Source organism: Saccharopolyspora endophytica (assembly GCF_018070075.1).
GTDB classification, from domain to species: domain Bacteria; phylum Actinomycetota; class Actinomycetes; order Mycobacteriales; family Pseudonocardiaceae; genus Saccharopolyspora; species Saccharopolyspora endophytica.
The window spans coordinates 626,874-646,679 of the sequence record NZ_JAGPXE010000004.1; the positions used below are offsets into that span (position 1 = coordinate 626,874).

The 19,806-nt window shown below is 67.9% G+C and carries 21 protein-coding genes and 2 pseudogenes; 12 read left to right on the top strand and 11 right to left on the bottom strand.

Features of this window, described 5'->3' with window-relative positions:
- The first annotated feature begins 229 nt into the window (after nt 1-229).
- The 6 genes from KBO27_RS13515 to KBO27_RS13540 all read left to right on the top strand — a co-directional run bounded on the left by KBO27_RS13515 (nt 230) and on the right by KBO27_RS13540 (nt 10,166).
- Complete coding sequence (locus KBO27_RS13515; RefSeq protein ID WP_210970293.1) at nt 230-649, top strand: site-specific integrase; 420 nt, start codon at nt 230-232, stop codon at nt 647-649.
- A 932-nt stretch (nt 650-1,581) separates the two neighbouring features.
- The gene (gene lanL, locus KBO27_RS13520) at nt 1,582-4,425 is read left to right on the top strand and encodes a class IV lanthionine synthetase LanL (RefSeq protein ID WP_210970294.1); all 2,844 of its coding nucleotides are present in this window, start codon (nt 1,582-1,584) and stop codon (nt 4,423-4,425) included.
- Nucleotides 4,422-6,281, top strand: a complete 1,860-nt coding sequence (locus KBO27_RS34570; protein ID WP_210970295.1) for an alpha/beta hydrolase family protein — start codon at nt 4,422-4,424, stop codon at nt 6,279-6,281. The genes lanL and KBO27_RS34570 overlap by 4 nt, the downstream gene beginning before the upstream one ends.
- Nucleotides 6,282-6,286: 5 nt before the next feature.
- Nucleotides 6,287-6,448 carry a VenA family class IV lanthipeptide gene (locus tag KBO27_RS13530; protein WP_210970296.1) on the top strand — a complete coding sequence of 54 codons (162 nt, stop codon included), beginning with the start codon at nt 6,287-6,289 and terminating at the stop codon, nt 6,446-6,448.
- A 134-nt stretch (nt 6,449-6,582) separates the two neighbouring features.
- Nucleotides 6,583-8,397: an ABC transporter ATP-binding protein gene (locus KBO27_RS13535; protein WP_210970297.1), complete on the top strand. Its 1,815-nt coding sequence runs from the start codon at nt 6,583-6,585 to the stop codon at nt 8,395-8,397.
- 113 nt (nt 8,398-8,510) lie between these two features.
- A complete protein-coding gene (locus KBO27_RS13540; protein ID WP_210970298.1) occupies nt 8,511-10,166 on the top strand; it encodes an ABC transporter ATP-binding protein in 1,656 nt (551 codons plus the stop codon).
- Nucleotides 10,167-10,704: 538 nt separating this feature from the next.
- Here the strand turns inward: KBO27_RS13540 and KBO27_RS13545 are convergent.
- Nucleotides 10,705-11,598: an NADP-dependent oxidoreductase gene (locus KBO27_RS13545; RefSeq protein ID WP_210970299.1), complete on the bottom strand. Its 894-nt coding sequence runs from the start codon at nt 11,596-11,598 to the stop codon at nt 10,705-10,707.
- Nucleotides 11,599-11,909: 311 nt separating this feature from the next.
- Between KBO27_RS13545 and KBO27_RS13555 the strand changes: the two genes are divergently transcribed.
- Nucleotides 11,910-12,512, top strand: coding sequence for a TetR/AcrR family transcriptional regulator (locus KBO27_RS13555; protein WP_210970300.1), 603 nt, complete (start codon nt 11,910-11,912; stop codon nt 12,510-12,512).
- A 125-nt stretch (nt 12,513-12,637) separates the two neighbouring features.
- Here KBO27_RS13555 and KBO27_RS34245 read toward each other — a convergent pair whose 3' ends face one another.
- The 3 genes and pseudogenes from KBO27_RS34245 to KBO27_RS13565 form a co-directional block, all read right to left on the bottom strand.
- Nucleotides 12,638-12,769 carry a hypothetical protein gene (locus KBO27_RS34245; protein ID WP_281420745.1) on the bottom strand — a complete coding sequence of 44 codons (132 nt, stop codon included), beginning with the start codon at nt 12,767-12,769 and terminating at the stop codon, nt 12,638-12,640.
- A gap of 3 nt (nt 12,770-12,772) precedes the next feature.
- Nucleotides 12,773-12,865: pseudogene (locus tag KBO27_RS34780) on the bottom strand (hypothetical protein); the annotation flags it as partial.
- The gene (locus KBO27_RS13565; RefSeq protein ID WP_210970301.1) at nt 12,822-12,998 is read right to left on the bottom strand and encodes a hypothetical protein; all 177 of its coding nucleotides are present in this window, start codon (nt 12,996-12,998) and stop codon (nt 12,822-12,824) included. The pseudogene KBO27_RS34780 and the gene KBO27_RS13565, both read right to left, overlap by 44 nt.
- Before the next feature lie 676 nt (nt 12,999-13,674).
- On the opposite strand from KBO27_RS13565, the gene KBO27_RS13570 reads away from it, so the two are divergent.
- From KBO27_RS13570 to KBO27_RS13575, 3 genes are all read left to right on the top strand, one after another.
- Nucleotides 13,675-14,247 (top strand): hypothetical protein, encoded by a 573-nt coding sequence (locus KBO27_RS13570; protein ID WP_210970302.1) that lies wholly within the window; start codon nt 13,675-13,677, stop codon nt 14,245-14,247.
- Nucleotides 14,248-14,505: 258 nt separating this feature from the next.
- Nucleotides 14,506-14,634, top strand: a complete 129-nt coding sequence (locus tag KBO27_RS34250; protein WP_281420746.1) for a hypothetical protein — start codon at nt 14,506-14,508, stop codon at nt 14,632-14,634.
- Between the two features lie 166 nt (nt 14,635-14,800).
- Complete coding sequence (locus KBO27_RS13575) at nt 14,801-15,076, top strand: YggT family protein (protein ID WP_210970303.1); 276 nt, start codon at nt 14,801-14,803, stop codon at nt 15,074-15,076.
- A 37-nt stretch (nt 15,077-15,113) separates the two neighbouring features.
- Here the strand turns inward: KBO27_RS13575 and KBO27_RS13580 are convergent, their stop codons facing one another.
- The 5 genes and pseudogenes from KBO27_RS13580 to KBO27_RS13595 all read right to left on the bottom strand — a co-directional run bounded on the left by KBO27_RS13580 (nt 15,114) and on the right by KBO27_RS13595 (nt 17,636).
- The gene (locus KBO27_RS13580) at nt 15,114-15,902 is read right to left on the bottom strand and encodes an Fpg/Nei family DNA glycosylase (RefSeq protein WP_210970304.1); all 789 of its coding nucleotides are present in this window, start codon (nt 15,900-15,902) and stop codon (nt 15,114-15,116) included.
- 9 nt (nt 15,903-15,911) lie between these two features.
- Entirely contained in the window at nt 15,912-16,370 is a 459-nt protein-coding gene (locus KBO27_RS13585; RefSeq protein ID WP_210970305.1) for a hypothetical protein, read from the bottom strand.
- Nucleotides 16,371-16,515: 145 nt separating this feature from the next.
- On the bottom strand, nt 16,516-16,638 hold the full coding sequence (locus KBO27_RS34255; RefSeq protein WP_281420747.1) for a hypothetical protein: 123 nt from the start codon (nt 16,636-16,638) through the stop codon (nt 16,516-16,518).
- A 330-nt stretch (nt 16,639-16,968) separates the two neighbouring features.
- Nucleotides 16,969-17,229 (bottom strand): annotated as a pseudogene (locus tag KBO27_RS13590) (DUF1684 domain-containing protein); the annotation flags it as partial.
- 155 nt (nt 17,230-17,384) lie between these two features.
- Entirely contained in the window at nt 17,385-17,636 is a 252-nt protein-coding gene (locus KBO27_RS13595; RefSeq protein ID WP_210970306.1) for a hypothetical protein, read from the bottom strand.
- 10 nt (nt 17,637-17,646) lie between these two features.
- On the opposite strand from KBO27_RS13595, the gene KBO27_RS13600 reads away from it, so the two are divergent.
- Both KBO27_RS13600 and pptA read left to right on the top strand, forming a co-directional pair.
- Nucleotides 17,647-17,886: a hypothetical protein gene (locus KBO27_RS13600; protein ID WP_210970307.1), complete on the top strand. Its 240-nt coding sequence runs from the start codon at nt 17,647-17,649 to the stop codon at nt 17,884-17,886.
- A gap of 326 nt (nt 17,887-18,212) precedes the next feature.
- A complete protein-coding gene (gene pptA, locus KBO27_RS13605) occupies nt 18,213-18,452 on the top strand; it encodes a tautomerase PptA (protein WP_210970308.1) in 240 nt (79 codons plus the stop codon).
- Here the strand turns inward: pptA and KBO27_RS13610 are convergent.
- Complete coding sequence (locus KBO27_RS13610) at nt 18,431-18,853, bottom strand: NAD(P)/FAD-dependent oxidoreductase (protein ID WP_210970309.1); 423 nt, start codon at nt 18,851-18,853, stop codon at nt 18,431-18,433. The two genes, pptA and KBO27_RS13610, sit on opposite strands and share 22 nt — an antisense overlap.
- A gap of 184 nt (nt 18,854-19,037) precedes the next feature.
- The gene (locus KBO27_RS13615; RefSeq protein WP_210970310.1) at nt 19,038-19,376 is read right to left on the bottom strand and encodes an NAD(P)-binding protein; all 339 of its coding nucleotides are present in this window, start codon (nt 19,374-19,376) and stop codon (nt 19,038-19,040) included.
- Between the last annotated feature and the right edge of the window lie 430 nt (nt 19,377-19,806).

Consider the following 19,806-nt stretch of genomic DNA (forward strand, 5'->3'; position numbering starts at 1 on the left):
GTCTGGTCCGGATACCTGCGCGACTGGGGCCGCAACCTGCGTTCTGTGAACCATCCCGAGACGACCCGCTACAACTATCTGCTGCCAGCCGCGCAGCTGGCTCGCTACCTCGGTGAGGACTCTCCGGACCCGGAGCAGACGACGCTGCCGAGGACCCGGCCGAGGTCACTCGCGATCAGATCGAGGCGTTCTAGGCCTGGGTGATCGAGATCCCTCGGCGGCGACCGCGGTGAACAAGCACAAGGCGCTGCGGGTGTTCTTCGGCTGGCTGATGAACGACGAACGCGAGATCGGCCGATCTCCAATGGAGTGGGTCCGCAAGCCCGCGACACCCGCCATGCTGATTCCGGTGATCGAGGGTGATGTCACCTCACAGCTGCTGGCGACCTGCTCCGGCGTCCGGGACTTCCTGAGCCTGAGGGGTCAGGCGATCATCCGCCTGTTCGCCAACACGGGAGCTCGCTTGTCCGAGGTCGCTTCGCTGGCCCTCGACGTTCTCGTTCTCGATCTCGATCTCGATCTCAAGACCGAGAACGTGGTGGCTCAGGACGTTCTGAACCGCAGTGCCGCGAAGGTGCCCGCATGTATGGACTCAACGTACGTGCAGTCTTGGGACCCATGCGGACACGGCGTTCCGCGCGCAGATTAGCCACTTCGGGCAGTCGTGCCCCGGTGTTGCAGTACAAGCGAATCATCGCCTGGTCACGAAGATTCATGAATCCAGATCCCTTGCACGATTCCAACAACCGCGTTGTGTCATCGGTACTGATGACGGGGCCAGCTTCGTCGGCGGCTGCCGTGGACGAACCCCATCCACAGGAGACCGCTCCACAGCCTGCTCATCCTCGGCCAACCACCGAGAGAACTGCTGCAGGCACTTGTGCTTGTTGAGAGCAGTTGCAGCCGAACGAGTCTCGATCACCCGAACCTGGAAGGACTCCACATCCGCACGCGAGATATTCGCCGTGCCCTTCCGAGCTGGACCACCGCGAGCAGGTAGTCGTATCGGGTCGTTTCGGACGCCCTTCCCCTGCGGAGCCATTGCTGACCCGCGTCAAATGCTTCATGCGCCCAGCGGAGCAGCTTGACTGCGATTCGGCGGTTCTGGACTTGGTCGCACGATGCGCGCAGCACACTGCATGACCAGCACGACTCTCCTGGACGACGTCTCTTGCGCGGGTGCGTCTCAGAGTCTCATGCCATGAGTCCCACTGAGACTAGTGCTCCAGCGTCACTTTGTGATCTCTGCTGGCGCTGCACAGGACCGTCACGTCGTGGTTTGGCAGAGAGATGTGAGAGATCCACGTTTGCGGTAGGTCGTGATCTGCCGGGCTTTCGCCGGAAATCCATGCTGGCTCGTCACGACAAGAACGGGGTCGGACACCCGAACGAGTGAACGTTTCAGCGGCCATTTTTCCTCCTCGCTCGCCCACGCAGTCCGGAGAGCTGCGCGTTTCGTCCCTCTCGACGGCACTTGCCTGATCGGTGGTGAAGGCGATCCACAAAGCCCTGCGGAGTTTCCTTTCCTAGCCTGTTGGCAAGGTTCTCGAACGCGTACGACCGAGCAACGCTGGAGACCGCATGGCTGGGGTGTCACCTGACTGTTCCGACGACGACACCGCGCGTGCGTCCGATCATGACGCGCGCGAGGCGGACAGCCCGCGGCTGGCGGAGTTCAACTTCAGCCTGTTCGGCCCGAGGTCTCTGGGTGCGGTCGACGACTCCACGCTCACCGATGTGCTCGACACCGGGCTGCGCACGTCGTCGAAGTCAGCTCGGTGGACCGTGAGCAAGGGCGGCACCTGGTGCACGGTGGCACCAGGCAGCGCGGTCCAACGCTCCCAAGGCTGGAAGCTGCACGTCTCGGCAACCCTTGCCTCGGCACAGGATGTCTTGACCCGTTCCCTGCCAGTGCTGCTGGAATCCGAGTCGGCCTTCAAATTTGCTCGCACACCGGACCATGTCGCGTTGCTCAACGACCGCCACACCTCACGTGGCCACTCCGGGAAGTTCCTGACGATCTACCCGGCCAGCGACGATGAGGCAGTCCGGCTGGCGGCGGAACTTCACGAAGCGACGGACGGACTGGCGGGTCCGCGTGTGCTGTCGGACCGGCCGTACTCGCCGGGAAGTTTGGTGCACTACCGGTACGGCGCCTTCATCGAACAGAGGCGTTTCTCCAACGACGGCTTCTACGCGTGGGTGATCGAGGACCCGGACGGCAATGCGGTGGAGGACCGCCGGGCCGGGAAGTACTCCCCGCCGCCGTGGGTTTCGTGCCCGTTCCCCAACGCCCCGGATCCGGCACTACGCCAGGCGGACCGCAGCGACAAGCACGCTGCGCAAGGCGGCGTGCTTGTCGGCAAGCGATTTCTCGCTCGCGAGGCGATCCGGCACACCAATCGCGGTGGCGTCTATCGGACGACCGACACCCACACCGGCAACGCCGCGATCGTCAAGGAGGCACGGCCGCACGTCGGGGCGGACCGCACCGGACGCGACGAACGAGACAGGCTGCGGGCCGAGGCCCACGCGCTCGAGCTGGTCGCGCCACTGGGCTTGGCTCCCCAGGTGCTCGCGCTTTTCGAGCAGAGCCAGCACCTGTTCCTAGCCGAGGAACTGGTACCGGGCGTGTCCCTTCGCGAGTGGGTCCCCGGACAGATCCGCGCGGGCGGCTGGCGGCGTGATATCCCGCGAGCTCTCACGATGACCGGAAGGGTCGCGGCTCTGCTGGAATCCGCCCACGGCGCTGGTCTGATACTGCGGGACTTCAACCCCAGCAACATCATGGTGCTGCCCGACGGACGGCTCAAGCTGATCGACCTGGAGCTCGCCGTGCCCACCGGCGAGAAGGATGACGCACCGCTGAAGGTGGGCACCCCCGGCTTCAGCGCCCCGGAACAGTTCCACGGTGAGTCCCCGAACGAACGGGCCGACTACTTCAGTCTCGGCGCAACGCTCTGCTTTCTCGTCTTCGGCAACGTACCCGGCATGATCGAAGGCGATCCCGGGGAGCCGTACCCGCAGCACGGCTTGGCCGAGTGGTTGGACGTCCGGTGGGAACCCTCCGGCCTGCCCGACGACCTGCGGAGGCTGATCCTCGAACTGATGCATCCCGACCCGCGCAGGCGCCCGGAACCCGCGCGGGTCAACCAGGTGCTCGCCACGGCGAACGGGGCCGCAGCGCGGAATGCCGGGCAGTCACGGGCTGGCACCTCCCAACCGAGGCTCGACGACCAGTGCTGGCAGCACGCCGTCGACGGCGTTGTCGGTCACCTGCTGAGCTCGATGACACCCGATGCGCAGACGCTGTGGCCGGTGTCGTGCGCCCACGGCGCGCCCGATCCGTGCAGCGTGCAGCACGGCGCCGCAGGTGTTCTCGGCGTGCTCACCCGTTGCCTGCAGGTCGGTGCTTCCGACGACCCGAGGCTGGGGCCTGCGGTGACCGCCGCAGGCGACTGGATCGCACAGCGGTTGCCGGCCGATGACCAGCGGCCGCCCGGCTTGTACTTCGGTGAGGCGGGCATCGCGTGGTCACTGTTCGAGGCAGGCGACCAGCTCGGCGCGGACCGGCTGCGGACTGAGGCGCTCAAACTCGCCATCGATCTTCCCGTGTCCGTGACGAACCCGGACATCACTCATGGAACCGCGGGAATCGGGCTGACGCTGCTGCACCTGTGGTCGCTCACCGGCGACGACGAACTGCTCCGGAAAGCGAACCGGTCGGCCGACGAACTCGTGCTCAGCGCGTACGAGGAAGCCGACGGTGTCAGCTGGGGAACACCGGCCGAGCACCACTCACATCTGGCGGGCCGCCGGTACTACGGCTTTGCCCACGGCACGGCGGGCGTGGGTTACTTCCTGCTGGCCGCCGCACTCGCGACCGGCCGCGAAGACCTGATGGCACTGGCGGTACGCACCGGAGACACGTTGATCGGCCACGCGATCGTCGACCGCGAGGTGGCCCAGTGGGGTGCGGGATCGGATGATGCCGCGACCGCCCCGCACTGGTGTCACGGCGCGTCCGGCATTGGGACCTTCCTGGCACGGCTGTTCCGCGTCACGGGCCACGAGCGCTTCGGCAGCTACGCGAGCATGGCCGCCCGCGCCGTCATGGAGCACTCGGCACGCGCCGGGCTCGCGCAGTGCCACGGCCTCGCGGGCAACGGGGACTTCCTCCTCGACATGCAGGAAGCGACCGGCGCTGGCATCTACGACGGCATGGCGCACCAGGTGGCGCGGCTCGTCCACAGCTGCCGAACACACCACAACAGCCGCGTGGTGTTCCCGGACGAACGAGGTGGCCTCACCAGCAGCTGGGGCGATGGCATGACAGGTGTGCTCGCCTTCCTGCTGCGCCTGCGATACCGCACGCCACGCATGTGGATGGCTGACGAACTCCTGCAACCCAGTAGGCCGACGTGAGCACGAACGGACCGGCAGGGACTGAGCTCTCCGCTCGCACGGGGTTCGCCTTCTCCCCGCGCGGGCTCCGCGCCGCGTCCGTGGGCGTGGCGGGAGACACCGCCCTGCTGGAGAGCTGGCAGCTCGGCGCTGGGGAGGTCGTCCAGAGACAGATCGCTGGTTTCGCTGTCGGTCGGGCCACCAAGCTGCTCCCGCTCGACGACGGTTCACTGGTGCTGTGGCAACAGTGCGGGTCACAACGCCACGAGATCACGATGTACCCCGCAACCGCTGACGGGATACCCGGAACGGATGGGCACAGGCTTGGCTCCCTGACCGCGCTCGGCGGTTATTTGCTGCCGGGCCCCGTTGGATGGTCCGCGCCCGGGCTTGCCGTCACCGTGGACGACGCGGATCGATCGACGATCTGGCGGCTCGGCGATGCGCCACCGGGGATCGAACGGATCGTCCGGCTGCCCGGCCTGCTCTCCGGGGGTGCGTGGATCGATGAGGCAGGCCGGGCGCTGGCTATCAACCAGACTCCGCGCGGCGGCCGGCAGCACGGGATCGTCGTCGATCTCAGCGACGGCAGCTGGCGGCGCACGTGGTTCATGTCGGAGGCGAGCACGGACCGAATCCTGCTCTGCTCCCCCGCAACACGACTGCTGGTCGTGAGCAGCAACGCGTCCGGCGAGCCCCGGCTCGGCTGGGGCGTCCTCGGTCAGCCGACGGTGCACTTCCCCGAGGTCCTGCACCGCCGGGGATATCCGAGACATCCGCTGGCCGTTGACGATCGAGGTGAGCGGGTCCTCGTGCACGAGCGGGCGGGGGCTGTCTCACGGCTGTTCGTCTACACACCAGCCAACGACAGCCTGACTCCGCTGGACAGTCCGCGCGGGATAGTCAGCTCCCCGGCCTGCTGGGCCGGAGACGTCGTTCGTGTCCCGTTCTCACAGCCCGCGCATCCCCGCACCCTCGCCACCCTTCGGTTCGATGACCGGAGTGCCGCGAAGCCTGCCTGGTCACTGCACGAGGCGACGACGAGCAGCTGCGCGAGCGCCGACGCCGAACTCGTCGAGCTGGAGGGCGCAGCGGGACCGATGGAAGCGATCGTCTACGGCGGAACGGGCTGGCGATACCGCGAACGGCTCGTCGTTGCCCTGCACGGCGGACCATTGTCCGCGTGGGGTTTCGAGTTCGATCCGCTGTTCCACTCCCTCGCCTCCGCAGGCATGACGGTGCTCGCACCCAACTGCCGGGGCAGCACCGGCTACGGCGAGGCTCACCTGCGCTCCGCACTGGGCAAGTGGGGAGGCCCCGATCTCGACGACGTCCGGCACCTGTGCGCCCGCCTGGAACGGGATCGCCGACGCAGCGGGCTGCCGGCTCCGATCGTGCTGGGCGTCAGTTACGGCGCCTATCTCGCGCTGCTGGCAGCATGCGCCGATCCGGACAGCTGGTCCGGTTGCGTCGCGCTGGCACCGTTGTTGTCCCCGGCTGCGCTGAACGCCGACGCCGCCGACGCGGTTCGCGACCGCATCGGCGAGCTCGGCGGGCTGGACGAGAACCAGCAGCACGGCGACGTGCTGAGCCGCTGCGCGTCGCTTCGAGCTCCGCTGCTGCTCGTCCACGGCCGCAGGGACGAACACATTCCGGTCCGTCAGTCGCGGGTACTGCACCGCCGCCTGCTGGACCTGGGGCGGCACGCGGGCACGGACCTCGACTACGTCGAACTCGACACCAATCACGCCGGCGTGGTGGCCGACTGGCCCTCGGAGCTGCTGCGCAGGATTAAACGCTTCTGCCTCACCCGCACCGCAACGACGGGCGGGATGCGGCAGGAGGCTCCAGTAGCAACTCACGTGGGAAGGGGGTGAACACGATGGAGCTCGAGGACTTCGACATGGTCGCCTCGCTGCAGGAGCTGCCTGAGACGGACCCGATCGAGATCGACGGGATTCAGCTGGGCGGCGGAGGGACCTGCGCGTGTGTCGGCCTGCTGACGGCGCTGAACACCATCTGCGTCGGCGTTTCGTGTAGCTGACCGGCGGGGGAGCCCGGTGTTCCCGCCCGCTGGTACCGGGCGGGAACACCGGTTCCTGAGCGCGGTGGAGGCATCGCCTCCCCGCGCCCCGTCGGCGTGCTTCGCCACGGTAGCGGAAACAGGGGATCTCACGAATGGAGCTTCGTGGACTCGCCCGGATGCTGCGGCACCAGGGCGACACCGACGCGCTGCGCGCCAGCGGCGGTCGCCTCCTGCGATCCACGGCTGGTCAGTCCCGCTGGATGCTGGCCACGGTGGCTCTGACCACCGTTGTCCAGGCCGTCACGGCGGTGCTCACTCCGGCCGTCATCGGCTCCGCGATCGACGCGGCCATACGCGGCGGTGATCTCGGCGCAGCGCTCGGGCGCCTGGTGCTGGTGGTGGGCGTCACCACGGTGGCCATGGCGGTGGACGACCTCGTCAGCTCCTATTTCGGCAGCGCAGTGACTGCGGGACTCCGGCACCGGCTGATCGGCCACGTGCTGTTGCTTGGCGTCGGCGGCCCCCGCCGGTTCCCGGCTGGCGAGGTGTTGTCCCGGCTCACCGAGAACGCCGCCAGCCCAGCCAGCTTCTTCCCCTCCCTGATATCGGTGCTCGCCACGCTGATGACCACCGTCGGCGCGGTCGCCGGGCTGGTGCTGATCGACCTGCGCCTGGCGATCACCTTTCTCGTCGGCGTCCCTTTCGCCGCGCTGCTGCTCCGCCGGTTCGTGGCCAGGGCCGGTGACTCGCTGCAGCGGTACCAGCATCTCCAGGCGACGATCGCGACCCGGCTCCTCGACGCGCACCAAGGTGCACGCACCATCCGCGCGAGTGGGACCGTCGAGCGCGACATCGACCGCGTCGTGCAACCGCTGGGGGAGTTGCACGAGAGCGGCCGGCGCGTCTGGGAGGCCCAGCGCGGCATGAGCTGGCAGTTGACCTTGCTGGTTCCGATGCTGCAGGTCGCCGTGCTCGCCGTCGGCGGGTCGGCGCTGAGCACGGGGGACATCACCCCGGGCGAGCTGGTTGCCGCATCCTCCTACGTCGCGCTGGCCGCTGGTGTGGTCGGCGTGCTCGACGCCGCGGTCGCGATGGTGACCTGTCAGATCGGGGCGGGACGGGTGGCTGAGGTTTTGGACACGACACCGGCCATCACCACGCCCGAGCGCTCTGCCCCGCTCCCACCTGGTCGAGGCCACCTGGAGCTGCGAGGCGTCTGCGTCCGGGAGGACACCCGGCTGGTCCTCGACCACGTCGACCTGACGATCCCGGCCGGCACGAGCGTGGCCATCGTAGGCCGGTCCGGTACGGGCAAAACCGCGCTGACGTCGCTGGTGGGGCGGTTACGGGATCCGGACGAAGGCGTGGTGCTGCTCGACGGCACCGACGTGTCCGAGGTCGAACTCCCGGTACTGCGGCGTGCCGTCACCTACGCGTTCGAACGGCCCGCCGTGCTCGGCGACACCATCGCGGACATGATCAGCTACGGGCAGGACCAGGTGTCGCCGGCCGCTGTGGAACGGGCGGCGGCGTTGGCCCAAGCCGCCCAGTTCATCAGCCTGCTGCCCGAAGGCTATGACACGCCGCTGGCCCGCGCCCCGATGTCGGGCGGCGAACTGCAGCGCCTCAGCTTGGCGCGTGCGGTCTTCCGGGAAGCACGGCTGGTGGTGCTCGACGACGCGACCAGCAGCCTCGACACGGCCACCGAGGTCAAGGTCGCAGACGGACTGCGGCGTGCATGGACCGGGCGGACCTCGCTGGTGATCGCGCACCGAATCGCCACCGCCAGTCGTGCCGACCTGGTGGCATGGCTCGAGAACGGCCGCATCCGGGCCCTGGCGCCGCACCACGTGCTCTGGTCCGAGCCCGGCTACCGCGCGGTTTTCGCCGCCGCTGAGGACGAATCCGGCGCGCGCGCTCCGGAGCCCGTCGCGGTCGCCGAGATCGACACGGCGGTGCAGCAGTGATGCTCGTCAGCGGAATGCGTTTGCTGCACCAGCACATCCGGCCGCACCAGCGCGCGTTGCGGCGGGTGGTGGCGTGGTCGGCCCTGGAAGCTCTGCCCACTTTCGTCTCGGGTGTGCTGATCGCCAAGGCGATCGATGACGGCTTCCTCGCGGGCCAGCCGTTCGCGGGGTTCGCCTGGCTCGCCGCCATGGCGGGTCTGTGGATCGTCAGCGCCTTCGGAACTCGCCAGGTGTATCCGTGGCTGATCCTGAGCGTGGAACCGCTGCGCGACTCGATGGTCCGCGCTGTGATCACCGCATCGCTGCACCGGGCGATGCGCGGGGAGCGCGACGTGACGGGTTCCAGCGTTTCGCAGATCACCGAGCAGGTGGAAGCGGTCCGGGTGCTGCTGTCCACCATGCTGCGCAACATGCGGCAGGTGGTCGCCGCAGGACTCGCCGCGCTCGCTGGCCTGGCGGTGCTCTCCACGACGTTGGCCGCGATCGTCAGCGGGTTCGTCGTGCTCGCGATGACTCTGTTCGTCGTCGTGCTCCGATCCCTGTTCCTGCGCTACCGCGTGGTGGTTCTGCGCAGCGAACAGGTCGGGAACGTGGCTGCTCCGATCGTGTCGGGCATCCGCGATGTCGCCACCCAGGCCGCCGAGCCACGCGCAGCCGCCGACGTCGCGGATGCCATCGAGGAGCAAGCGGAAGCGCTGCGCGGGTTCGCCCGGACTCGAGTCCTGCGGCTGCTCGTTGTGACGCTCGGCGTGCATCTGCCGCTGATCTCACTGCTGGCGCTCGCCCCGTGGTTGCTCTCGTCGCAGATCCTGACCACCGGTGCACTGGCCGGCGGAGTCATCTATATCGCGGGCGGTCTCCAGTCCGCGGTGATGTTCCTGGTCAATGCGGGCAGCACGTTGCTCGTCAGCCTCGGGGTCGTGCTGGATCGCCTCGCTGAGGTGTGCGCCGACGAGCCGTCAACGACACCTGCCCGCTCGTCGGCGTCCCCGCTGGACGGCTACAACATGCGCTTGCAGCGGGTCACGTTCGGCTACTCGCAGCACGCCCGGCCCGTGGTCCACGACCTCAGCATCGACGTTCCGGAGGGCACCCACCTCGCCGTCGTCGGGCCCAGCGGGGCGGGCAAGTCCACCCTGGCGAACCTGCTCGCCGGCCTCACCGAACCGCAGCACGGACAGATTCTGCTCGACGGTGGCGAACTCGGACGCATCGACGAACAGCAGCTGCGGCGGGAGATCGCACTCATCCCGCAGGATGCGTATGTTTTCGCTGGCACGGTGAGGGAAAACCTCACCTACCTGCGACCTGACGCCACCGCGGAAGCCCTCGACGACGCGGTTGCCGCAGTGGGCGCTGGGGAAACGCTGGCCCGGCTCGGCGGTTACGAGGCGACGATTCCGGCAGGCGGGGAAGGGCTGTCCCCCGCCGAACGACAACTGATCGCCCTGGCCCGCGTCCACCTCTGTCCCGCCCGGATTGTCATCCTCGACGAGGCAACGTGCCACCTCGACCCTGCGGCCGAGGCGCTGGCCGAGCACGGGTTCGCCCGACGCCCTGGCACGATGATCGTCATCGCACACCGGATCAGCTCAGCCGAACGGGCCGACCGCATTCTGCTCTTCTCTGGCACCACGCCAGAAGTCGGGACGCACGACGAGCTTCTCGCACGCAGTGAGCTCTACGCCGAACTCGTGGGCTACTGGCATGACGAACACCAGGCCCGCCACACCGACGAGGTCGAGCCAGAAGCCTCCCCGCATCCCTGAATGTCCGCTGCTGGGCGGCGTAGACCCGGCCTGACACCGCGACGTTCGTCGACGGCGAGGGCCCCGTTTCCTGGGTGGTGGGGTGGTTCGGTCGGGGTTCTATTGCAGGATGGCGTGCTGTCGTAGTTCGTGTTCGAGGTGGTTGCCTCCCTCTCGTCTGCCGAAGGGCGGGTGGTGAACACGATCCCGTCGTCGGTCAGGACTGCGACTGGGACTCCGTGTACCGCAGTGGTTTCGCGGAATACCGAGAGCACGATGGGAGTGGTCATCAAGCCAGGTCAGGATATCGGTGTCCCGGCCATCGGCCAGCCGGTGATGGGTGAATTCGGATTGCCAGGTTTCGTTGGGCTGTGAAACCTCGAACCGGGGGTAGGAGCTCTTGGGCCGCTTGCTCGGTCCGGGGGTCACTGCGGCGTGGGTGAACAGGATCCGCTGGATCATGGCCAGGAGATTCGCACCTGGTGGTGATGGGTCAAGTGTCAGCCGATGGTGTCGGTTCCGGCGTCATGACCGGCCTCGCTCAGTTACCAGCGCTTTTTCAGACGACCACGACTCGGCGTCCTCGCGTGTGGCCGGCTTGGCTGTCGATGTGCGCCGCCGCGGCCTCCGCGAGCGTGTACGTCTTCTCGACCGGGATGTGGAGCTTGCTCCGCGAGAGGAGGTCGACGGCTTCGGCGAGCGCTTCCGGCACGCTCCCGGCCACGCCGGAGAACCGGGCACCGAGCTCCGGCGCGCCGAGATCGGCGATGGAGACCACCTTCCCCGGGTCCCCGGTCAGTTCGATGAGTTCACGGATCACGCCTGAGCCCGCCAGGTCGAGGGCCGCGTCGACCTGTCCGAGCCCCCGGACTCGCTCGACCCAGCCCTCACAGTAGGTCGTGGGGAGGGCGCCCAGGCCGCGCAGGTAGTCCTGGTTCGGGGCCCCGGCCGTGCCGATCACCGTGATGCCGCGCTCACGGGCGATCTGCAGCACCGCCGATCCGACGCCCCCTGACGCACCGCTGACCAGCAGCGTCTGCGCGGGCCGGACGCCGACCTCGCGGATGACGCGCAGCGCGGTCTCCACCACCGAGGGGTATCCGGCCGCCTCCTCGAAGGTCAGTCCCTCGGGCATCCGGGCCCAGGCCGACAACACGGCGAACTCGGCATAGGTGCTCGAGCCTTCGCCGAACACGTGGTCGCCGACCTCGACCCCTTCGACGCCCTCGCCGACCTCGTCCACCACCCCGGCGGCGTCGAGCCCGATACCGGAGGGCAGTTCGGTCGGGTGCGCGCCGAGGATCTGACCTTCCCGGACTCGCCAGTCGACGGGGTTCACTCCTGCTGCTCGGACGGTGATGCGTACCTGGCCTGGGCCCGCATGAGGTTCCGCGGCGTCCAGGAGCTGCAGGACTTCGGGGCCGCCGAACTCGGCGAAGATGACCTTCTTCATGCTGTCGTCCTCAATGCTCACGGTCGGTTGTGGGTGAGCGTGTGTTTGTTGTTTCCCTCGGCTGACTGCCGCGATTGACGGCACGCGGGTGGTTCAGGTGGCGGGTTCGGTGGTGAGCATCCAGTGGCTGAAGGCGGCGTAGCGTTCGGCGGCGCCGTTGGCGTTTTCGGCTGTGTCGGACTCGTCGGCGTGTTCGACGCGCAGCACTCCGGCGTCCTCGATGCCGAGAGTGCCGCCCGCAGCGGTCGAATGTAACCCTAACAGTTAGCATTTAATATCAGCTAGGTTTTTGTGCCTGATAGCATCAGCGGATGACCGCCCCGTCCGGACGCCGTGAGCGCAAGAAGGCCGCGACCCGTCAGAAGATCGCCGACACCGCGATGCGGCTGTTCCTGGATCGCGGGTACGACGCGGTGGGCATCCGTGACGTGGCCGCAGAGGCCGACGTCGCCGTAACCACGGTCTTCTCCCACTTCGCCTCGAAAGAGGCCCTGGTGTTCGAGCGCGACGAAGACTTCGAGCAAGGCCTCACTCGGGCGGTCACCGGCCGGGCTCCGCACGAGCCGCTCATCCCCGCGCTGCGCCGCGAGATCCACGCGATGGTGCGCCATTGCACGGCGGACAGCGCCGCCCCGATCTGGCGCATGATCGACGAATCACCTGCCCTACGGCAGTTCGAGGAGTCGATGAGGCTGCGCCATGCGGAGTCGCTGGCAACGGCCATCGCTGCCGATCTCGACCTGCCACAGACCACCACGGCCTGCCGGACGATCGCGAGGTTCGTGATCGACGCCCATTCACTGGCCCGTGCGGCGGCCGATCCGGACGCCGCGTTGGACGAGATCTTCCGGATGATCGAGGCGGCCTGGGCCGTCACCCGCCCCTCTCGACCCAGTTCTGCCGAAGCTCCCTGAGCCGCAAAGTAGCGGGTACGCGGAGGTAGAGCATCCGTAGTTCGTATCGAACCGGGTCGGCCGGATCTGGTGTTGGCGGATGTGGCGCACGAACATCCCGGTAGCGCGAGAGGATTCCGACCGCGTCATCGCAGGCTCGCCTTCTTCCGGGCGGCAGGGTCCCGCTCGGCGTGCCAGGCCGCGAGCGCGTCGGCGGAGGGCCGGGCGTGGCGCGACAGGGTGCGGATCGAGGTGTGGCCGGATTTGGTCATCAGCATCGGGGTGGGCGTTCCGTCCTCGGCGGCGTGGGTCAGCGCGGAATGTCGCAGGTCATGCTGCGTCCACCCGTCGGAGGCGTTGCTTGAACAGCTCAGCCGCGCGGCGGTTGGACAACCGCGCTCGGCCGGTGTCCGGGTCCAGGTCGGCGGCGGCGATCGCGGTCGCCATCGCCTTCGCCCAGCCCGCGGCTGGGCCTATGTTCCGCAACGATGCGGCGAAGCCGGCCATCAAGCCTCCTCGGCGTCGGTTTCCAAGTCCAGGCGTCGGTCCATGTCCAATCGGAACCTTCGGTGCGGGTTGATGTTTGACCAGAACAGCGGCGTCAGACCACGGCGGTCGGCGTCGCCCAGTCCGTGACCACCCTGTTCGTGACCGCATCAGTGCGCCCGGGCTCGCCGTGCTCGCTGCCGGATTACAACGACGGCGAGCTCGTCGCCGCTGTTCTCACGCACAGAGGCCGCCCAGCAGCACAAGCGCGAGGCCGCCGAGCGGTCGACGTCGCTAAACCGGCTCGTCCGGCGCGCTGGTGCACCGGCATGCGCGCACGGCCCGCAACCGTGCGCGGCTGCAGGAGCACGCTGCCGTCGGCCACGCCCGCGTCGAGGTCGACTCCGTCGCCGAGGTCCGCGCCGTGCGCGATGAACGCGATGACCAGGTAGCGAGCCTGAATCTCTGCACGACCACGACCACCGATGGATCAGCGGCGCCGACGCGGACCTTGACCGATGGTCCGGTCTCCGTAGCGACTCGCTGAACCACTGCTGAATCCGGTGAACGGTACGGCGGAAATCACCGAGGACGGCCGCTCGGTTGAAGATTGGGCACGTAGCAACCCGAGGCCTGGTCTTGGCTGCGATCACCGTCCGGCATGATGTTGGGCTGACGTCACGATGGGGGAGGACGCATGCGGTCGCGCCCAAAGCTCAAACCGGTTGGAAAGACTGTACTCACAGGCACCGTTGCCATCGCGACCGGAACGGCCGCGGTCGCCGCGGTTCAGTTGCTCTCCGGTGAAGGCGATTGGGATCTCGTGTTTGCGCTGCTCGGCATCCTCGTGCCGCTTGCGGCCGGGTCGTACGAGTTCTGGATCCGCCCATCGCGGCCTGAGCTCGATCAGCCTGTGTATGACCGGATCCGGGCCAGCCGAGACGAGTTCGCACAGGTTTCCGAACAACTGCACGACCTGGTCCAGCGATCCCAACATCTCGTGCGTGAGCTCGACGATGAACTGGCCGAACGGGATCGCCAGATCGCCGAGCGTGATAGCGAGCTCAAACGGTTGGAAGCCGCTCAACGACTGGAACCGGAGCAGCTCGTGCTGCTGCGACACCTACTCGACAACAGCCAGCAAGAAGCGGCACAGCGAAGCCGTGGCCGCGATATTCGTTTCCTGGTCTACGGAGCGGTGACCGGGGCACTGCTGGGCATCCCGGGCAACTGGATCGCCAGCTGGGTGCAGCCCTTGTTGTTCGGCTGAGCCCGTTGAGCAGCTCGGTGGCGTGGGCGTGCCGGAGCGCGCCAAGACCCGCACCGAGCATGTGCGGCTGGCCGTGGAGTATCTGGGCTGGCGGCCAGCTGGGCCGCTGGAGTTCACAGTCGGTTGGGCCCCTGGTGGCTGTCGCCATCTACGAAACGCCGCTCGAAACCCCACTGCTGGAGCTGGTCATGCACGTATGCCGCATCCAGGGGTCCGCTGTGCTACACGAGCTCGGATTTCGAAGCGGTCATCGCCTTGATGGCCGGGGGCAAGTACGACACCACGGGCTGGGTGGAGTCGATCGCGATCGGCGACGTCGTCGCGGAAGGTTTCGAATCGCTCCACCGGGGCGAGAAGATGAAAGTGCTCGTCGATCCGACCCGGTGACCGTCGGGACAGCGTTCCACGGCTGGGAGCGTGACGCTCGACGCCAGCCGGGCCCGATGTGGATGCGTAGCAGTCGAGCGGCTGCTCGGCCGGGGCGGCACTTCCTGCGCGGGTGAGTCGTTGGTGCACCAGAAAGCCGGATCGACGAGCATCGGAGGAGTCCGTCATGAGCCTCATCGGCACCGTGCTGGGGTACGTCGTGACGGCGTACCTGCTGCTGCTCATCGCTCGAATGGTGCTGGATTGGGCTCGGGCAGCGACCGAGGGGCCGCCCTGGGTGAGGCGCGCTCGTGCGCTGACCCACGCCGGGACCGAGCCGGTGATCGCGCCGGTGCGGCGGGTCTTGCGGCCGGTGCGCGTCGGCGAGATCTCGCTCGACCTGGCCTTCACCGCTGTGTTCGTGGTCGTGCTGATCCTGCGTTCGGTGGCCTTCAGCCTGTAGCGGTGTTCAAGGCCTTGCTCGCTCGTCCTGGCGGAGGTCAGGACGGCTGGCAGCGGGGGCACCAGACGGTGCTGCGCCCTGCGATCTTGCTCCGGCTCAGAGGTGTCGAACACCGCGGGCACCGGGCGTCGTGCTCGTCCCGGTGTCCGGTCAGCCAGGACGGGCGGTCGGGAACGTGCCCGACGCGGGACGAGCTGCGCAGCACCGAGCCCAGTCGGGCGTGCAGTCTCGCCCAGTGCGCCGTCTCCAGGTCGGTGGTGCTCAGCGTCGGCGCCAGCCGCGAGCGCCACAGGATCTCGTCCACGCACAGGTTGCCCAGGCCCGCGACGACGGTCTGGTCCATCAGCGCGGGTTTGATCCGGCGTGCCGTGCGGGTCAGCCTCGCGCGCAGGTCGCGGCGACTCACACCGGCGGCGTCGGGACCCAGGTCCCCGAGCAGTTCTTCGACCTCGGAGCGCTCGGTCGCCAACCGCAGTCCGGTGAGCTTGCGCATGTCCCGGTAGCGCAACGCACCGTCGCGGAACTCGAAGACGACGCGATCGTGCCGGTGATCGGCTTGCTCGCCCGGGGTCCACACGAAGGCGCCGGTCATGCCGAAATGCGCCAGCAGCTGCGGAAAACCGGACCGGTTGCGGGTCGGAACGCGAAGCCACTTGCCGCACCTGCTCGGCTCCGAGAGCACCCGGCCCTGGAGAGCACGTGCGAACTCCTCCGGCGAGGTGTGCACGACGCCTGCGTCGAGCACGCGCACCGCCGCGACTTTCGAGCCCACGACGTGGTCGGCGACCACGCGGCGAAATCCTTCTAGGTCGGGCAGCTCCGGCATGGGCCTCACCTACGGGTGGTCGTCGCCCGGGGTGTGCGGATCGGTTCCCTGCCCGAAGGTCGCCAAGCGCTCGACCAAGGCGTCGTCATCGGGGTCCAGGGGCATCGGCTGCTCGACGTGCCCGGTGCGGTCTCCGGTCGCGAGCACGCCCAACCATCCCGCCGCCTCGTCCGGATCGGGGAGCAGCGAAGCCGCATCGGCCTCCTGCCCGACGCGGTAGTAGCGGCGGCCATCCTCGTTGAAGCTCCAGCCGAGGTACGGCGTCCACTCCACGGGTATCTCCGGCGCGCCGCTGACCACGATCTCGACGGTCATCCGCTGCCGGTTCAGGCGGGCCGTGTCCAGTTCGATCTCCATCGCCCGGGCGGCCGTGCGCACGGCGTCCAGGTAACCGGCCATGGCATCCACGGTGCCGAGCCGCCCCTCGGTGCGGTCGCGCACGTGCCTGTCCAACGGGTCGCCGTTCATCGTCGCGCTCCACCAACCTTCGCAGGCGGGGATCAGCACCCGCCCGACTCACCTCGGTGTTCCCGCCACCCGCTGGTCGCAAAACCCGACCAACCTGAGGCTTCGCCGGCATGGGCGCTCTGCTGCTTCTGCCGGGCGATCGAGTTCACGAGATCGGCTGGGACCGCCGCTTGTGGTCGTCGTCCTGGATGTCGGTGCTGGTCAACCGGGCGCGGATCTGCAGGCCCTGTTCCCGGGCGGTTCCGGTGGTGTCGAACGGTGTTGCCATGACCAGCGCTGCGGCTCCTTGTGTCCAGGCCTGGCCGTCCGAGCGGTCCACTTCGACGGGGGATGTGGTTGCGGAGGGCGGGCAGGTGGGCGCGCAGTGCGGGCTCGAAGCCCGGGCGCCAGTGCTGCCAGCCAGTGATTCCCTCGCCGTAGATCGCCACCGTTTCGGGGTCGACGATGTTGACCAGGCCGGCAACCGATCGTCCGAGGACCCCTCCAGCGTTGCGGAGGATCGCTCGTGCTGCTCGATCTCCCCGGTCCGCGGCGGTGTGGAGATCGGAGATGGTCTCGTCGGCGGTCAGAACACCCTGGTGGCGTGCTGCGGAGACGAGCGCGCTCCTGCTCCGCTGTTGACCAGCTCGAAGCGCTGCACCCCGGTGATCGGCTCGCCCTGGTAGGACAGTTCGGCGCCCTGCGGGTCGACGTAGGCGGCCTCGGCGTCCTGCCACCACACGCCTGGCGCTGCCGGGTAGGTGGCGGGTACATCGGTCAGCCAGTCCAGGGAGACCAGCGCCAGCCAGCCGTACGGGTCGGCGAGGCCGCGTTCGCGGTTGGTGCGCCAGTCCTGCCACTGCTGGATGAACGTAGTCATGAACCCTCGCTCCGGGTGGACTGCGCGAGAGGCGCTGTTGGCGTTTCCTGCTGCTGTCAGTGGCGTCCACGAGCCGGACGGCCGCGTGAGTGGCCGCGGCGTGAGCGGCGACGCCACGCGACGCGGATCGGCTCCGCATTCGGCAACGCGTTTGACTATTCCTTGCCGAGTTGCAGCCCGCCCTCGTAGGTCGCGACGCTCTGGATCGTGTAGCCGCTGGCCTCGGCTGCCGTGCTGCGCAGCCGTTTCGCGGACTCGGCGCTGGCACCGCGAACGATCGGATGCAGCAGCGCGGCGGCCGCGTCGCCCCGGGAGTGCGGCAGGCTGTCGGCGCTTCGTTGATCTTTGTGGCGATTTGCCCAGATGGTTATGGGAACGAGCCCGTTCGGCCGAAGATCTCGCTCCATACTGCTCATCGTGATCGACCAGTTGCAGCACGTGCACGCGGAAACACGAGCCCTCCTCGACTCCCTCCAGCGGCGTGTAGATCGCCTCGACGTCGGCCCAGAGTGGAACAGCTCCTTGCGGCGACTTGTCCGCGAACTGGGCGACCAACTCGAACACGCCGTGAACCAAGCGCACGAGCGCGCGGATCAGGCGAAAAGGCGCGACGAGAACATGGTGCGCTTCAAAGCAAGACCACCTCGGCTTCGATAGACCCCCGAAGACCGAAGCGCCGCGTCGCGCTGAGGTGCAGGCGCGCGCAGCCCGGCGGGTCCCTTTCCCCGCAGGCGAACTTCTGACAAGGCGCCCTGGAACGTGGCTCCACTTCGCCGCGGTTCGAATTGAAGGCGTACCTGCCATCGACGGCAGTGGCGATTCCCTCGAGCAGCGGTCCCTGCTCGGCTTTTGCGAGCAGCTCGGCTGTTGATGACCAGGTTTCTTGATGGGCAGTGACAACGCGGGCTGAGTCGGGGAGAAGCCGGTATGCCGTGCCCGTTACGGTCAGGCACGCCAGAGTCCCCGAGGTCGAGGAGCGATCAATGCCGCACGTGAACATCAAGCACTTCCCGAAAGAGGCCACCGACGAGCAGAAGCGGAAGCTTGCGGAGTCGATCACGCTGGCCCTGATCGAGCACCTCGGCACCCGGGACGGGGCCGTGTCGGTCACGCTGGAGCCGGTGGAGAAGGAGGTCTGGAACGAGATCGTCGTGGAACCCGAGATCAACGGCCGTCCCGAGCTCCTGATCAAGCGCCCCGACTATCTGCGGGGCCAGGGCTGAGACCCTCGAGGAGCAGGTGCACGTAGGTGTCGGCGACCTCGTCGGCGGTGCCCCGGATCCAGTTGCTGACGCCGTTGAGCGTTCTCGGGCCCCCAGGTTTCGGAGAGGCTCGCGCCGGAACGGCCGCGGACGTCGATCGGCCAGAGGAACCGGTGGGTGTGGAAACCGGACGCCGGGACGATGATGTCGACGTCGATCTCGGTGCCGTCGCTGCCGCGCAGGCCGTCGGGGGTGATCTCGGTGACGCCCTCGGTGATGAGGTCGACGTGATCGCGGCGCAGGGCTCGGTACCAGCAGGTGTCCAGCAGCATCCGCTTGCTGAAGGGCGGGTAGTCCGGCAGCGCCTTGGCGATGAGATCGGGGTGGCCTTTGAGTTCGGACTCGATGTAGCGGGTGAACACGCGCCGGTGCCCGTCGTTGGCCGCGTTGACCCAGCGTTCCGGGTGCTCCCACTCCGGGTCGATCTGCAGCGTCGGGTGGACCCGGTCGTTGAAGTTCCAGGCGAGCGAGCCCGGTACCAGACCCGGTAGAACCGTACGCGCGCCATCAGGCTGGACGGCTTCGTCGACCTCGCTGAAGTAGACATCAGCGGGTGACCGCGCGCAGGTCGTAGGTGTTGGGGACGTCGCGCAGGTACTGCTCGGCCTCGTCGAGCTTGCCGAAGTGCGTGCTCCAGTCGCGCAGCGCGAACGAGCACGAGTAGAGGTGGCTGGGGGTGTCCGCCCCGGCCCCGCGGTAGGTGTTCTCGTACCAGCTGCCGCCGACGTCCTGGTTCTTCTCCAGTACGACGTGTTCGATCCCGGCCTCGGCGAGCTTGATCGCGGCGAGCATCCCGGACACCCCGGCGCCGATGGTGACGTCGATGTCGGTCGGTGGCGCCGCTTTCGGGGGGATGGGGGAGAAGCCCATGCCCTCGGCGAGCATGTCGGCGTACTCGGCCGAGGTGGGCTCGCCGTTGGCTAGTTCGAGGAGTACGCGCAGGTATTCCCCTGCCGGAGCGGGGACCAGGAGGGGAGTGTTTCGGCACCGGCCTCCAGTTGCTTGTCTGCATGTTCGGTGATCCGCTCGGCCATCAAATGAAGGTGAGGAGCATATGGCGCGCAAGCTGAGCAGTGGGTCCACTATTCGCAAATGGGGCTGTGTACGTCTTGCTCCTCCTGTTTGTCGGTTCTTGGATTGGTCAGTTCTTCACCTCCATGGCCGAGTTTGCTGATACCCGGCCCAGCAGGGCCTGTCTGATTTTTCGTGGGTGAGGCGGTGGTCGGTTTCTAGTTGAGGCTGATCCGGTCGCCGTAGAACATCACGAGGGTGTTCAGGGCCTGTTTCCAGCCGTGCGTTCGCCCGGTGACGTTAC

Bases quoted from the DNA above. Each gene is read 5' to 3' on its own strand.
- lanL (WP_210970294.1), top strand. From the start codon at position 1,582: ATGGCTGGGGTGTCACCTGACTGTTCCGACGACGACACCGCGCGTGCG.
- KBO27_RS13530 (WP_210970296.1), top strand. From the start codon at position 6,287: ATGGAGCTCGAGGACTTCGACATGGTCGCCTCGCTGCAGGAGCTGCCT.
- KBO27_RS13535 (WP_210970297.1), top strand. From the start codon at position 6,583: ATGGAGCTTCGTGGACTCGCCCGGATGCTGCGGCACCAGGGCGACACC.
- KBO27_RS13545 (WP_210970299.1), bottom strand. From the start codon at position 11,598: ATGAAGAAGGTCATCTTCGCCGAGTTCGGCGGCCCCGAAGTCCTGCAG.
- KBO27_RS13555 (WP_210970300.1), top strand. From the start codon at position 11,910: ATGACCGCCCCGTCCGGACGCCGTGAGCGCAAGAAGGCCGCGACCCGT.
- KBO27_RS34245 (WP_281420745.1), bottom strand. From the start codon at position 12,769: ATGCTGATGACCAAATCCGGCCACACCTCGATCCGCACCCTGTCGCGC.
- KBO27_RS13565 (WP_210970301.1), bottom strand. From the start codon at position 12,998: ATGGCCGGCTTCGCCGCATCGTTGCGGAACATAGGCCCAGCCGCGGGC.
- KBO27_RS13570 (WP_210970302.1), top strand. From the start codon at position 13,675: ATGCGGTCGCGCCCAAAGCTCAAACCGGTTGGAAAGACTGTACTCACA.
- KBO27_RS34250 (WP_281420746.1), top strand. From the start codon at position 14,506: ATGGCCGGGGGCAAGTACGACACCACGGGCTGGGTGGAGTCGATCGCG.
- KBO27_RS13575 (WP_210970303.1), top strand. From the start codon at position 14,801: ATGAGCCTCATCGGCACCGTGCTGGGGTACGTCGTGACGGCGTACCTG.
- KBO27_RS13580 (WP_210970304.1), bottom strand. From the start codon at position 15,902: ATGCCGGAGCTGCCCGACCTAGAAGGATTTCGCCGCGTGGTCGCCGAC.
- KBO27_RS13585 (WP_210970305.1), bottom strand. From the start codon at position 16,370: ATGAACGGCGACCCGTTGGACAGGCACGTGCGCGACCGCACCGAGGGG.
- KBO27_RS34255 (WP_281420747.1), bottom strand. From the start codon at position 16,638: ATGGCAACACCGTTCGACACCACCGGAACCGCCCGGGAACAGGGCCTG.
- KBO27_RS13595 (WP_210970306.1), bottom strand. From the start codon at position 17,636: ATGGAGCGAGATCTTCGGCCGAACGGGCTCGTTCCCATAACCATCTGG.
- pptA (WP_210970308.1), top strand. From the start codon at position 18,213: ATGCCGCACGTGAACATCAAGCACTTCCCGAAAGAGGCCACCGACGAG.
- KBO27_RS13615 (WP_210970310.1), bottom strand. From the start codon at position 19,376: ATGCTCGCCGAGGGCATGGGCTTCTCCCCCATCCCCCCGAAAGCGGCG.